Source organism: Nocardioides mesophilus, assembly GCF_014395785.1.
GTDB classification, from domain to species: Bacteria; Actinomycetota; Actinomycetes; order Propionibacteriales; family Nocardioidaceae; genus Nocardioides_B; species Nocardioides_B mesophilus.
Genome location: NZ_CP060713.1, coordinates 3,465,658 through 3,478,217 on the forward strand (window position 1 = coordinate 3,465,658; position 12,560 = coordinate 3,478,217).

Sequence of the window (12,560 nt, forward strand, 5' to 3'; positions counted from 1 at the left end):
GGTCGGCCCCGACGGGCGCGACCGGCGCCCGGACCTCGCTCCCGGTGCCGTCAGCGGAGCGAGGAGCCGCTCATCCGGCTGACGTCGAGGATGCCGCGCAGCGTGAAGTCGACGTACCGATCGAGGTCATCGATCGTCGGCAGCGGCCGGCCCACGATGGCGCGGGCGACGATCACGCCGCCCATCCACTGGATCGCGGTGTCCAGGTCGGCGTCGGCGCGCACCTCGCCCCGGGCGACCGCCCGCTCGAAGGTACGCCGGGCCTGCTCCTCCCGCCGGACCGTCGAGCCGCGGTAGAGGGCGGCGATCCGCGGGTCGCGCATCGACTCCGAGATCGACATCCGGATGAAGGCCTCGCCCTCGGCGCTGCCGACGAAGGCCAGGATGGCGCGGTAGCTCTCGGTCAGGTCGGCGACCAGCGAGCCGGTGTCGATCTCGGGGAACTCCGAGTCGTAGAGCGACTCCATCGCCGCGACCGCGAGGTCCTCCTTCGAGGGCCAGCGGCGGTACACGGTGGCCTTGCCGACCCCGGCCCGGGCGGCCACGTCGTCCACCGTCGTCTTGTCGAAGCCGTTCTGGAGCAGCAGCTCGGCCGCGGCGCGGATGATCCGGCCGTCGGTCAGCGGGTCTCGGGGACGCCCGCGACCCCTCCGGGGCGCCGGGGCGACTTCCAGGTCGTGTGCCATGCGGCAACGATACGACCAGTTCCGAAACGGCCGCGGAAACCCCGTCCGAAATCAGGATGCGCAACACGGCCGTAACACAGCGGGCGGAAGCGTCACCCGGGCGCAACGTACGCCGCCGTACCGGGTAACACCGCTGCCCGAGAGTTCAGGGCATCGAGCGCCGGTCGCGGGACACCGCTGTCAGCCGGGTCGGCGCCCCCTGGTCTCGATCCACTGGAGGTTTCATGGACACCGGCTACGCAGCCTGGATGCTCGCCTCCGCGTCGATGGTCCTGCTGATGACGCCGGGCCTGGCGTTCTTCTACGGCGGCATGACGCGGTCCAAGTCCGTCCTCAACATGATGATGATGTCCTTCGGTGCCATGGGTGCCGTGGGCGTCGTCTACGTGCTCTGGGGATGGTCGATGTCCTTCGGCAGCGAGGACGTCGGCACCCTGTTCGCCAACCCGTTCGAGCTCTTCGGGCTCAAGGACGTGCCGGCGACCTCGCTGGTGTTCGTCGGCTTCCAAGCGACCTTCGCCGTCATCACCGCCGCGCTGATCAGCGGCGCGATCGCCGACCGGGTGAAGTTCTCGGCCTGGATGCTGTTCGTGCCGATCTGGGTCACGTTGTCCTACTTCCCGCTCGCCCACATGGTCTGGGGCGGCGGGTTCCTGAGCGGCCTGAACGAGAACGGGCTCGCCGCGATGCTCTTCGGCTTCGACGCAGGTGCCGGCGTGGCCAACGTCTCGCCGGTGGACTACGCCGGCGGCACGGTCGTGCACATCAATGCCGGCGTCGCCGGCCTGGTGCTGGTGCTGCTGATCGGCGCCCGCCGCGGGTTCGCCAAGGAGCCGATGCGGCCGCACAACCTGCCGTTCACGATGCTGGGCGCCGGGCTGCTGTGGTTCGGCTGGTTCGGCTTCAACGTCGGCTCGATCGTCCCGGTGGCGACCCAGGGTGTCGCCGGTGGGCAGGCCGACTTCTTCACCAACTCCGCCGCGTTCGCCGAGAACTTCGTCGGCGAGACCGGCCTGGTGTGGGTGAACACATTCGTGGCCACTTGTGCCGCGATGCTCGGCTGGCTGCTGGTGGAGAAGCTGCGCGACGGCAAGGCCACCAGCCTGGGCTCCGCCTCCGGGGTGGTCGCCGGCCTGGTCGCGATCACGCCGGCCTGCGGGTCGCTGAGCCCGGTCGGCTCGATCCTGCTCGGTGTCGCTGCCGGCGTGCTCTGCTCGCTCGCCGTCGGCCTGAAGTACCGCTTCGGCTACGACGACTCCCTCGACGTCGTCGGCGTGCACCTCGTCGGCGGCCTGGTCGGCACCATCGGGGTCGGCTTCCTCGCCACCTCCGGCGGCCTGTTCTACGGTGACGGTGCGAAGCAGCTCGTCGTGCAGACGCTGGTCGCGCTGGCAGCGGTCCTGTGGTCCGCGGTCTTCACGCTGGTCGTCGGACTGCTCGTCAAGGCGGTCATCGGCTGGCGGATCGAGGAAGAGGACGAGGTCGAGGGCATCGACTTCGCGGAGCACGGTGAGACGGCGTACGAGTTCGCCTCGCGCGGTGGCGGCAGCCGGCTCTCCGGCTCCGTCCCGGCGCCGGCGAGCACCCCGAGCAACGAAGGAGCCCTGGCATGAAGCTCGTCACCGCGGTGATCAAGCCGCACAAGTGGGAGGACGTCCGCGAGGCGCTGGAGACCTTCGGGGTCACCGGCATGACGGTCAGCGAGGTCAGCGGCTACGGCCGGCAGAAGGGTCACACCGAGGTCTACCGCGGCGCGGAGTACGACATCGCCCTGGTGCCCAAGATCCGCCTCGAGATCGTCGTCGACGACGCCGACACCGACGACGTGGTCGACATCATCGTGAAGACCGCGCAGACCGGCCGGATCGGTGACGGCAAGGTCTGGGTGCAGCCGGTGGACGCGGTGGTGCGCGTGCGGACCGGGGACCGGGACGAAGCCGCTCTCTGAGCGGTCCCGAGCCCTCATGGCCGCGGCCGAACGGACCGGGCGCACCGCCGCAGCCGACCGGCTGTGCGAGTCGGCGTTGCGCTCGGTCCTTCCCGGGGACACGGACACCGCCCCCGGGATCGCGCTGGTCGCCGTGGGTGGCTACGGCCGCGGCGAGCTGGCCCCGTTCAGCGACCTGGACGTGGTGCTGCTGCACGAGGACGGCGTCGACGTCCGGGCCGTCGCCGCCGGGGTCTGGTACCCGCTGTGGGACGCGCGGGCCGATGTCGACCACGCGGTCCGGGCCCTGCCGGAGGTCGTCGCCACCGCCCGGGCAGACGTCCGGGTCGCCCTCGGCCTGCTCGACGCCCGGCACCTGGCCGGCGACCCCTCGCTCACCCTGCGGCTGCGCAGCGAGGTGCTCGCCCACTGGCGGCGCGACGCCCGTCGCCAGCTGCCCGAGCTCCAGAGGCTGGTCACGGCCCGCACCGAGCGGGTCGGCGAGCTCGCCCATGCGGCGGTGCCCGACCTCAAGGAGGCGTACGGCGGCCTCCGCGACGCCACGGTCATGAAGGCCCTCGTCGCGTCGTGGACCGTCGACGTCCCCCACACCGACCTCGAGCGCAGCCGGCTGGCGCTGCTCGACGTGCGTGACGAGCTGCACGCGGTCACCGGCCGGCCCGGCGACCGGGTGGCCCCGGAGGTCTGGGCCGACCTGGGCCGGCGGCTGGGCCTGGCCGACGCCGCGGCCGCGCAGCGGCACGTCCGCGAGATCGGGCGCCGGCTGACCCACCTCTCGCGCCTCACCTGGCGCCGGGTCGAGGCCGCGCTCGACCGGCCGGTGACCCCGCGCCGCCGGGTGCCGGACCTGCGGCCGGTCGGCCGGGGGGTGGCGGTCTCCTCCGGCGAGGTCGTCCTCGCGGCCCGCACCGACCCCGGCGGCGACCCGCACCTGCTGCTGCGGGCCGCCGCGGAGGCCGCCGAGCGGTCGCTCGTGCTCAGCCCGGTCACGGCCGCCCGGCTGGCCCGCGCCGGCGTACCGCCCCCGGAGCCGTGGGACGAGGAGGCGCGCAACCTGCTGACCCGGCTGCTGGCCGCGGGTCCCGGTCTGCTCGAGGTGTGGGAGACGCTCGAGGAGACCGGCGCGCTGGACGCCCTCCTGCCGGAGTGGCAACGGGTGCGGCTGCTGCCGCACGCCTCGGTGGTGCACCGGTTCACCGTGGACCGGCACCTCGTCGAGACCTGCATGGAGGCGGCCCGGCTGATCCGCCGGGTCGGCCGGCCCGACGTGCTGATGGCGGCGGCCCTGCTCCACGACCTCGGCAAGGGCACCGGGCAGGACCACAGCGTGGCCGGCGAGCCGCTCGCCGGCGCCGCCGCTGCCCGGCTTGGCTTCGACGAGCGGGAGCAGGCCCTGGTCCGCCGACTGGTCCGCCACCACCTGCTGCTCGCCGAGACCGCCACCACGCGCGACCTCGAGGACCCGGCGACCGTCGCGCTGGTGGTCGAGCGGCTGGGCGACGTCGAGACGCTGGATCTCCTGGCGGCCCTCACCGAGGCAGACGCCCGGGCCACCTCGGCGAAGGCGTGGACCGGCTGGCGGGCCCGGCTCGTCGACGACCTGGTCCGGCGGTCCCGGGCCGTGCTCGAGGGCCGGACCCCGGCCGCCGGCGGCGCCCGCGTCGGGCCGCCGGCGGTGCCGGACGGCGCGCGGACCGCGTTGCGCGCCGACCCCGCCGCGGTCCACGTGGCGGTCGAGCGCACCGGGCACGGCGCCACCCTGACGATGAGTGCGCACGACCGGGTCGGCCTGATCGCGGACACCGCGGCCGTGCTGGCGCTGCTGCGCGTCGGCATCCGCTCCGCCCGCGCCTGGGTCGAGGAGGACCTCGCGGTCTCCACCTGGGAGGTCGCCGAGCCCTCGATCGACCCGGCGATGGTGCGGCAGCGGCTCGAGGCGGTCCGGTCCGGGCGGCTGGACCCGCGCAGCCGTCTGCGGCCGCCGGCGGACCGGCTGCCGCCCTCGGTGCTGCTGCGGCCGGACGCCTCGGCCGGTGCCGCGGTGATCGAGGTCCGGATGGAGGACCGCCCCGGCGTGGTCTACGTCGTGTGCCGTGCGCTGGCCGACCTCGGGCTCTCGGTCGGCTCCGCGCACGTCAGCACCCTGGGCCCCCAGGCGGTCGACGTCTTCTACGTGCGGGAGCCGGGCGGCGAAGCGCCGTCGGCCGCACGCGCCGGGGCAGCCGTCCACGCGATCGAGGCGGCGCTGTCGGCGACGGCTACCCTTGACGCCTGACCCACCCGGCACCTGCCTCCCAAGGACTGACCACCATTGTTCGCGACACTCTCCGACCGCCTCGCTGACACCTTCAAGAACCTGCGAGGCAAGGGACGGCTCTCCGAGGCCGACATCGACGCCACCGCCCGGGAGATCCGGATCGCGCTGCTCGAGGCCGACGTCGCCCTGCCCGTCGTCAAGGTGTTCGTGGCCGCGGTCAAGGACCGGGCCCGCAGCGAGGAGGTCAGCGCCGCCCTGAACCCGGCGCAGCAGGTCGTCAAGATCGTCAACGACGAGCTGGTCACGATCCTGGGCGGGGAGACCCGCCGGCTCCGGTTCGCGAAGAACCCGCCGACGGTCATCATGCTCGCCGGCCTCCAGGGGTCGGGCAAGACCACGCTGGCCGCCAAGCTCGCCCTGTGGCTGAAGGAGCAGGGCAACAGCCCGCTGCTGGTCGCCGCCGACCTGCAGCGTCCCAACGCGGTCGGCCAGCTCCAGGTGAACGGCGAGCGGGCCGGGGTCAAGGTGTTCGCTCCCGAGCCGGGCAACGGCGTGGGCGACCCGGTGGCCGTCGCGCGGGCCGGTGTCGAGGAGGCCCGCCGTACCCTCCACGACGTCGTGATCGTCGACACCGCCGGCCGTCTCGGCGTGGACGCCGAGATGATGCAGCAGGCAGCCGACATCCGCGACGCGGTCAGCCCGGACGAGATCCTCTTCGTCGTCGACGCGATGGTGGGCCAGGACGCCGTCAACACCGCGCAGGCCTTCCTCGACGGGGTCGGCTACGACGGCGTGGTGCTCACCAAGCTCGACGGCGACGCGCGCGGCGGCGCGGCGCTGTCGATCGCCTCCATCACCGGCCGGCCGGTGATGTTCGCGTCGGCGGGTGAGAAGCTCACCGACTTCGACCTGTTCCACCCCGACCGGATGGCCTCGCGCATCCTCGACATGGGCGACATGCTCACCCTGATCGAGCAGGCCAAGAAGACCTTCGACGCCGACCAGGCCGCGAAGGCCGCGGCCAAGCTGACCGGCCAGGGCGGCGACTTCACGCTCGATGACTTCCTCGAGCAGATGCAGCAGATCCGCAAGCTCGGCTCGCTGTCGAAGATCATGGGGATGCTGCCCGGGATGGGGCAGTTCCGCGAGCAGCTCGAGAACTTCGACGAGCGTGAGATCGACCGGATCCAGGCGATCATCCAGTCCATGACGCCCGGGGAGCGCGCGAACCCCAAGATGATCGACGGCTCCCGTCGGGCCCGGATCTCCAAGGGCTCCGGCACCCAGGTCTCCGACGTCAACCAGCTCGTGGACCGGTTCTTCGAGGCCCGCAAGATGATGATGTCGATGGCCAAGGGCGGCGGCATCCCGGGCATGCCCGGGATGCCCGGCATGGGCATGGGCGGCAAGCGGGGCAAGACCCGGCCGGCCCCCAAGAAGGGCAAGGCCAAGCGGGTCTCCGGCAACCCGGCGAAGCGGGCCGCGCTCGCGAAGTCGGCCTCGGAGAAGCCGGCCGCCGACGGTGCCGGCGCGAACCCGTTCGGCGTCCCCGCGGGTGCCGAGCAGGACTTCGACCCCTCGCAGCTCGACCTGCCCGCCGACCTGTCGAAGTACCTCAAGTAGTCCGGCCCCGGTCGCTGGGTAAGGTCCCGGACATGACTGCTGCCCTGCGCTTCCGCGGCCCGGTGCTGCCCGAGGGGGAGACCCGCGACCTGTACGTCGTCGACGGCCATGTCACCTACGAGCCGCAGGCCGGCGCCGAGCTGGTCGCCGAGGGCTGGATCGTCCCCGGGCTCGTCGACGCGCACTGCCACATCGGTCTCGACGAGTTCGGCGCGGTGCCCGAGGACGTCCAGGAGCAGCAGGCACTGACCGACCGCGACGCGGGCACGCTGCTGATGCGCGACTGCGGCTCGGCCGCCGACACCTCCTGGATCCACGGCCGCGACGACCTGCCCCGGCTGATCCGGGCCGGCCGGCACATCGCCCGCACGCGTCGCTACATCCGCAACTACGCCAACGAGATCGAGCCCGACGAGCTGCCGGAGTACGTCGCGCAGGAGGCGCAGCGCGGCGACGGCTGGGTGAAGCTGGTCGGTGACTGGATCGAGCGAGAGGCCGGCGACCTGACCCCGAGCTGGAGCCGGGACGCGCTGGACAAGGCGATGGCGGCCGCGCACGAGAACGGCGCCCGGGTGACCGCGCACGTGTTCGGCGAGGCGGCGCTGCCCGACCTCATCGGCGCCGGCATCGACTGCATCGAGCACGGCACCGGGCTCACCCAGGACCTCGTCGAGACGATGGCCGAGCGTGGCGTCGCGCTGGTGCCGACGGTGCGGCAGCTGCAGAACTTCCCGACCTACGCCGCCGCGGGCCGCGAGAAGTTCCCGGCCTACGCGGACCACATGGAGGCGCTGTTCGCCTCCCGCCGCGAGACGATCGGCGCGGCGTACGACGCGGGCGTCCAGATCTACGCCGGCACCGACGCCGGGGGAGTGCTGCCGCACGGCCTGATCGCCGAGGAGGTCCTCGAGCTCACCACCTACGGCCTCACGGCGTACGACGCGCTCGGCGCCGCCTCCTGGCGCGCACGCACCTGGCTCGGGCTCGACGACAACCTCGCGGAGGGCACCACCGCCGACTTCGTGGTCTTCGACCGGGACCCGCTCGCGGACCTGTCCGCGCTGCGGGAGCCGAAGCGGATCGTGCTGCGCGGCGCCGTCGTCGCCTAGGCCCGAGCGCGAGGCGCGGCCCCGGAGGTTGCCTCGCGCGGGCACGATTGGAGGAAGACGGGCCGTGCATGGCAGAATGTCGCCCTGAGTCCTGCGTGCCCGGCCCCTCTCATCCGGCCACGCAGACACCACGCAGCGCTTCCGGCCTGGCCCCACCTGGCACGGCGGCGCTCACCCACTCACAATTCGTCAAGGAGACACCACACTCGTGGCCGTCAAGATTCGCCTGAAGCGCATGGGCAAGATCCGCGCGCCGTACTACCGCGTCGTCGTCGTCGACTCCCGCAAGAAGCGGGACGGACGCGTCATCGAGGAGATCGGCAAGTACCACCCCAAGGAGGAGCCGTCGGTCATCGACGTGACCTCCGAGCGTGCGCAGTACTGGCTGGGTGTGGGTGCCCAGCCCTCCGAGGCCGTCGAGGCACTGCTGAAGATCACCGGTGACTGGCAGACGTTCAAGGGCCTTCCGGGCACCGAGGGCACCCTGCGGACCGCCGAGCCGAAGCGGGACAAGGCAGAGATCTTCAACGAGGCGCTCAAGGAGTCCTCGAGCGAGCCCCGTGCCGAGGCCGTCACGAAGAAGTCTGCGGCCAAGAAGGCCGACAAGGCCCCCGCGGCTGCCGAGGAGTCCCCGGCCGAGGCGCCCGCCGCCGAGCAGGCCGCCCCCGAGGCTGTCGCCGAGGAGGCACCGGCTGCCGAGGCTCCCGCCGAGGAGGCTGCTGTCGAGGCTCCCGCCGAGGAGGCTGCTGTCGAGGCTCCCGCCGACGAGGCCGCTGCCGAGGCTCCGGCCGCCGACGACAAGCCCGCCGAGGCCTGAGCATGCTGGCCGAGGCGCTCGAGCACCTGGTGCGCGGCATCGTCCGTCACCCCGACGACGTGAGCGTCCGCGACAAGGAGCTCCGTCGCGGCTCGGTCCTCGAGGTGCGGGTCAACCCCGAGGACCTGGGCAAGGTCATCGGACGCAACGGTCGCACCGCGACCGCGCTGCGCACGGTGATCGGCGCGTTGGCGGGCAAGGGCGGGGCACGCGTCGACTTCGTCGACGTGGACCGCCGCCGCTGAGCAACATGCACGAGCGGGGAGGTCGCCCACACCGGGCGGCCTCCCCGCTTCGTCGTCCCCGGAGGAGGGGTCATCCATGAGCACCACGCAGGTCGTCGTCGGCCGCACCGGTCGCCCGCACGGCATCCGGGGTGAGCTCTCGGTCGAGCCGCGCACCGACGAGCCCACGCGGCGCTTCGTCGTCGGGGCCGTGCTGGCCACCGAGACACCGCGGGGAACCCCGCCGCACGGGCCGGGCCGCCCGGCCGCCCTCACCGTCGCCGGCGTCCGCTGACACCAGGACCGGCTCCTGGTCCGGTTCGAGGAGGTCGACGACCGCGACTCGGCCGAGGCGGTGCGCGGCCTGCTGCTGCTCGCGGAGGTCCCGCTCGACGAGGTCCCCGAGGACCCCGAGGAGTTCTACGACCACCAGCTCGTCGGGCTGCGCGTGCAGACCGAGGACGGCGTCGACGTCGGGGAGCTGACCGCGGTGCAGCACGGCACCGCCCAGGACCTGCTGGTGGTCCGGCGCAGCGACGGCACGGAGGCGCTGGTGCCGTTCGTCAGCGCCCTGGTGCCGACCGTGGACCTCGCCGGTGGCCGCGTCGTGGTGGCGGACCGGCCGGGGCTGCTCACCCCGCTGGAGGAGGGCTGAGGATGCGCATCGACGTGGTGAGCATCTTCCCCGACTACCTGGCGCCGCTGTCGCTGTCGCTCCCGGGCCGGGCCCAGGAGAGCGGCCTGCTCGAGGTACACGTGCACGACCTGCGGGACTGGACCCACGACCGGCACCGCACGGTCGACGACACCCCGTACGGCGGCGGGGCCGGCATGGTGATGAAGCCGGAGCCGTGGGGGGAGGCGCTCGAGGCCGTGACCGGCCGGGGCGCCGGCACGACGAACGACGCGACGGACGGGGCAGACCCCGCCGGGCCGGTGGTCGTGGTGCCGACGCCGTCGGGAGAGCCGTTCTCGCAGGCGGCCGCCGCCGAGCTGGCGCAGCGGACCCACCTGGTCTTCGCCTGCGGTCGCTACGAGGGCATCGACCAGCGCGTGGTCGACGACGCCCGGACCCGCTGGGAGGTGCGCGAGGTCTCGATCGGCGACTACGTGCTCAACGGCGGCGAGGTGGCCGCGCTCGTGATGATCGAGGCGGTGGTCCGGCTGCTGCCCGGCTTCATGGGCAACCCGGAGTCGCTGGCCGAGGAGTCGCACGGCGTGGAGGGGCTGCTGGAGTACCCCGTCTACACCAAGCCGCCCGAGTGGCGGGGCCTCGAGGTGCCCGAGGTCCTCTTCTCCGGCCACCACGCCAGGATCGCCCGCTGGCGGCGGGACCAGGCGCTGCGCCGTACCGCACAGCGCCGCCCCGACCTGGTCGCGCGGCTCGACCCGGACCGGCTCGACGGCCGGGACCGTGAGGTCCTCGCCGATTTCCCCGACGCCTGACCGCTGTGGCAGAATCGAGCCTCGATCCGTCGCGTCGCGACCGCTGCTCCCTCGTGGAGGAGGGTCGGCGGTCCACCTGCCACAGGGGGAGCTCCGCACGACGCCTCCGTCGGGTCGCTCCGTTCCAGAACTGACTCCGTGGCTGACCTGTGGCGTCCATGAGGAGAAACATGACCAACGTCATCGACACGCTCGCCGCTGCCGCCCAGCGCGACGACGTCCCCGCCTTCCGGGCCGGCGACACGCTCAAGGTCCACGTCAAGGTGGTCGAGGGCAACCGCTCGCGTCTCCAGGTGTTCCAGGGCGTCTGCATCCGCGTCCAGGGCTCCGGCATCGGCCGCACGTTCACCGTGCGCAAGGTCTCCTTCGGTGTCGGCGTGGAGCGCACCTTCCCGCTGCACACGCCGATCATCGACCACATCGAGGTCGTCACCCGCGGTGACGTCCGTCGCGCGAAGCTGTACTACCTGCGCAACCTGCGCGGCAAGGCGGCCAAGATCAAGGAACGCCGCGACGCGCCCGCCAGCTGAGCACCGCAGCTAACCTCGTCCGCGTGAGCCCCACGTCCGACGACCGCGACCCCGCCGAACCGGCCCCGGATCACTCCGGGTCCACCCCGGCGGGGTCGTCGGCTCTGCAGCGGCGTCAGCTGCCGCTCTGGCAGGAGCTCACCCTCCTGCTCGCCGTTGCCCTCGTGCTGGCGGTCGGGATCAAGGCGCTGTTCCTGCAGGCGTTCTACATCCCCTCCGGCTCGATGAACGACACGCTGGTCCTGAACGACCGGATCCTGGTGCAGAAGGTCTCCTACTGGGGCGACGGCACCCCGCAGCGCGGCGACATCGTCGTCTTCGACGACCCGGGCGGCTGGCTGGAGGGCTCCGCGTCGTCCCCCGGGACGGCGAGCCCGATCGTCAGGGCGCTCGAGGTGTTCGGCCTCTATCCCACCGGCGGGCACCTGGTGAAGCGCGTCATCGGCGTGGGCGGCGACCGCGTGCGCTGCTGCGACGGCCGCGGCCGGATCACCGTCAACGACGTACCCCTCAACGAGAAGGGCTACCTGGCCGAGGGGGAGAAGCCCTCGCTGATCGACTTCGACGTCGAGGTGGCGCCCGGGTTCGTGTGGGTGCAGGGCGACAACCGCTCCAACTCTGCCGACTCGCGCGTGCACCTCGGCGACCCCGGCGGTGGCCAGGTCCCGGTGGAGGACGTCGTCGGCAAGGTGTTCGCAGTGGTGTGGCCCCTGGCGCACGCCACCACCCTGCACCGGCCGGCCACCTTCGACGCCGTCGGCTGAGATGCCGTCCCCGGCACCCGGCCCGCGCGCCGGCCGGGACACAATGGGGCTGTCATGACCGAACTTCCCCGTGGCCTGACCGTCCGCCGCGACGCCGGCCTCTACGGCTACGAGCGGGCCCTGCGCCGCGCCGGCCTCGAGCCGGTCGCCGGCGTCGACGAGGCCGGCCGAGGAGCCTGCGCGGGTCCCCTGGTCGCGGCCGCCGTGATCCTGCCCGACGGCCGGCGGGGGCAGGTCCCCGGCCTCGCCGACTCCAAGCTGCTGACGGCCCGTGCCCGCGAGCGCTGCTACGAGCAGGTGCTGCTGCGGGCCGCGGCCTGGTCGGTGGTCGTCATCGAGCCGGAGGAGTGTGACCGGCTCGGGATGCACGTGGCCAACCTGGAGGCGCTGCGGCGGTGCACCGCGCTGCTCGACGTCCGCCCGGCGTACGTCCTCACCGACGGCTTCCCCGTCGACGGCCTGCAGGCCCCTGGGCTCGCGGTCTGGAAGGGCGACCGGGTGGCGGCCTGCATCGCCGCGGCCTCGGTGGTCGCCAAGGTCACCCGGGACCGGATCATGGGTGAGCTGCACGAGCGCTACCCGGTCTACGACTTCGCGACCCACAAGGGCTACATCACCGAGACCCACACCGCGGCGCTGCGGCAGCACGGACCCTGCGAGATCCACCGGCGCCGGTTCGTCAACGTACGTCGGGTGGAGGGCGCGTCCCTGACCGTCGCCGGGACCGGGCTGGACGACAATGGTGCCGACGAGCCCGACAACGACCCGGTCACCGAGCGTGACCCCGGCAACGACCACGGCCTCCTGCAGGCCGGTGACTTGGAGAGTGTCCGATGAGCGCCGAGGATCTCGAGAAGTACGAGACCGAGATGGAGCTCCACCTCTACCGCGAGTACCGCGACGTGGTGGGCATCTTCAAGTACGTCGTCGAGACCGACCGGCGCTTCTACCTCTGCAACCAGGTCGAGGTGAAGGCGCGCACCGAGGCCGGTGACGTGTTCTTCGAGGTCACGATGACCGACGCCTGGGTGTGGGACATGTACCGACCGGCCCGGTTCGCCAAGAACGTCAAGGTGCTCACGTTCAAGGACGTGAACGTCGAGGAGCTCGCCCCCGCGGAGATCGAGCCTCCCAAGGCCTGACCCGGGTCGGGCAC

13 protein-coding genes and 2 pseudogenes are annotated in these 12,560 nt (G+C 72.7%); 14 read left to right on the forward strand and 1 reads right to left on the reverse strand.

The window, feature by feature from the left end; translation table 11 throughout:
* Window positions 1–50 precede the first annotated feature (50 nt).
* Entirely contained in the window at window positions 51–686 is a 636-nt protein-coding gene (locus H9L09_RS16695; RefSeq protein ID WP_187577967.1) for a TetR/AcrR family transcriptional regulator, read from the reverse strand.
* A 224-nt stretch (window positions 687–910) separates the two neighbouring features.
* Here H9L09_RS16695 and H9L09_RS16700 point away from each other — a divergent pair, with 224 nt between their 5' ends.
* The 14 genes and pseudogenes from H9L09_RS16700 to H9L09_RS16760 all read left to right on the forward strand — a co-directional run bounded on the left by H9L09_RS16700 (window position 911) and on the right by H9L09_RS16760 (window position 12,546).
* Window positions 911–2,299 carry an ammonium transporter gene (locus H9L09_RS16700; RefSeq protein ID WP_223164093.1) on the forward strand — a complete coding sequence of 463 codons (1,389 nt, stop codon included), beginning with the start codon at window positions 911–913 and terminating at the stop codon, window positions 2,297–2,299.
* Entirely contained in the window at window positions 2,296–2,634 is a 339-nt protein-coding gene (locus tag H9L09_RS16705; protein ID WP_187577968.1) for a P-II family nitrogen regulator, read from the forward strand. Before H9L09_RS16700 ends, H9L09_RS16705 begins: the two co-directional genes overlap by 4 nt.
* Window positions 2,635–2,650: 16 nt before the next feature.
* Window positions 2,651–4,909 (forward strand): [protein-PII] uridylyltransferase, encoded by a 2,259-nt coding sequence (locus H9L09_RS16710; protein WP_187577969.1) that lies wholly within the window; start codon window positions 2,651–2,653, stop codon window positions 4,907–4,909.
* Between the two features lie 36 nt (window positions 4,910–4,945).
* Window positions 4,946–6,514 carry a signal recognition particle protein gene (ffh, locus tag H9L09_RS16715; protein WP_187577970.1) on the forward strand — a complete coding sequence of 523 codons (1,569 nt, stop codon included), beginning with the start codon at window positions 4,946–4,948 and terminating at the stop codon, window positions 6,512–6,514.
* A gap of 32 nt (window positions 6,515–6,546) precedes the next feature.
* Window positions 6,547–7,623, forward strand: coding sequence for an amidohydrolase family protein (locus H9L09_RS16720; RefSeq protein ID WP_187577971.1), 1,077 nt, complete (start codon window positions 6,547–6,549; stop codon window positions 7,621–7,623).
* 208 nt (window positions 7,624–7,831) lie between these two features.
* Window positions 7,832–8,272 (forward strand): annotated as a pseudogene (gene rpsP, locus H9L09_RS16725) (30S ribosomal protein S16); the annotation flags it as partial.
* Window positions 8,273–8,442: 170 nt separating this feature from the next.
* Window positions 8,443–8,685, forward strand: a complete 243-nt coding sequence (locus H9L09_RS16730) for an RNA-binding protein (protein ID WP_187577973.1) — start codon at window positions 8,443–8,445, stop codon at window positions 8,683–8,685.
* Between the two features lie 76 nt (window positions 8,686–8,761).
* Entirely contained in the window at window positions 8,762–8,959 is a 198-nt protein-coding gene (locus H9L09_RS22695; protein ID WP_343065143.1) for a ribosome maturation factor RimM, read from the forward strand.
* Window positions 8,960–9,019: 60 nt separating this feature from the next.
* Entirely contained in the window at window positions 9,020–9,319 is a 300-nt protein-coding gene (gene rimM, locus H9L09_RS22700) for a ribosome maturation factor RimM (RefSeq protein WP_343065144.1), read from the forward strand.
* 2 nt (window positions 9,320–9,321) lie between these two features.
* Entirely contained in the window at window positions 9,322–10,110 is a 789-nt protein-coding gene (gene trmD / locus H9L09_RS16740; RefSeq protein WP_187577974.1) for a tRNA (guanosine(37)-N1)-methyltransferase TrmD, read from the forward strand.
* A 170-nt stretch (window positions 10,111–10,280) separates the two neighbouring features.
* On the forward strand, window positions 10,281–10,640 hold the full coding sequence (gene rplS, locus H9L09_RS16745; protein WP_187577975.1) for a 50S ribosomal protein L19: 360 nt from the start codon (window positions 10,281–10,283) through the stop codon (window positions 10,638–10,640).
* Between the two features lie 23 nt (window positions 10,641–10,663).
* Window positions 10,664–11,404 (forward strand): signal peptidase I, encoded by a 741-nt coding sequence (gene lepB / locus H9L09_RS16750; protein ID WP_187577976.1) that lies wholly within the window; start codon window positions 10,664–10,666, stop codon window positions 11,402–11,404.
* Window positions 11,405–11,458: 54 nt separating this feature from the next.
* Window positions 11,459–12,097: pseudogene (locus H9L09_RS16755) on the forward strand (ribonuclease HII); the annotation flags it as partial.
* Between the two features lie 140 nt (window positions 12,098–12,237).
* The gene (locus H9L09_RS16760; protein WP_187577978.1) at window positions 12,238–12,546 is read left to right on the forward strand and encodes a DUF2469 domain-containing protein; all 309 of its coding nucleotides are present in this window, start codon (window positions 12,238–12,240) and stop codon (window positions 12,544–12,546) included.
* Window positions 12,547–12,560 lie beyond the last annotated feature (14 nt).

Coding starts and splice junctions, on each gene's coding strand:
- H9L09_RS16695 (WP_187577967.1), bottom strand. CDS start 686: ATGGCACACGACCTGGAAGTCGCCCCGGCGCCCCGGAGGGGTCGCGGG.
- H9L09_RS16700 (WP_223164093.1), top strand. CDS start 911: ATGGACACCGGCTACGCAGCCTGGATGCTCGCCTCCGCGTCGATGGTC.
- H9L09_RS16705 (WP_187577968.1), top strand. CDS start 2,296: ATGAAGCTCGTCACCGCGGTGATCAAGCCGCACAAGTGGGAGGACGTC.
- H9L09_RS16710 (WP_187577969.1), top strand. CDS start 2,651: ATGGCCGCGGCCGAACGGACCGGGCGCACCGCCGCAGCCGACCGGCTG.
- H9L09_RS16720 (WP_187577971.1), top strand. CDS start 6,547: ATGACTGCTGCCCTGCGCTTCCGCGGCCCGGTGCTGCCCGAGGGGGAG.
- H9L09_RS16730 (WP_187577973.1), top strand. CDS start 8,443: ATGCTGGCCGAGGCGCTCGAGCACCTGGTGCGCGGCATCGTCCGTCAC.
- H9L09_RS22695 (WP_343065143.1), top strand. CDS start 8,762: ATGAGCACCACGCAGGTCGTCGTCGGCCGCACCGGTCGCCCGCACGGC.
- trmD (WP_187577974.1), top strand. CDS start 9,322: ATGCGCATCGACGTGGTGAGCATCTTCCCCGACTACCTGGCGCCGCTG.
- rplS (WP_187577975.1), top strand. CDS start 10,281: ATGACCAACGTCATCGACACGCTCGCCGCTGCCGCCCAGCGCGACGAC.
- H9L09_RS16760 (WP_187577978.1), top strand. CDS start 12,238: ATGAGCGCCGAGGATCTCGAGAAGTACGAGACCGAGATGGAGCTCCAC.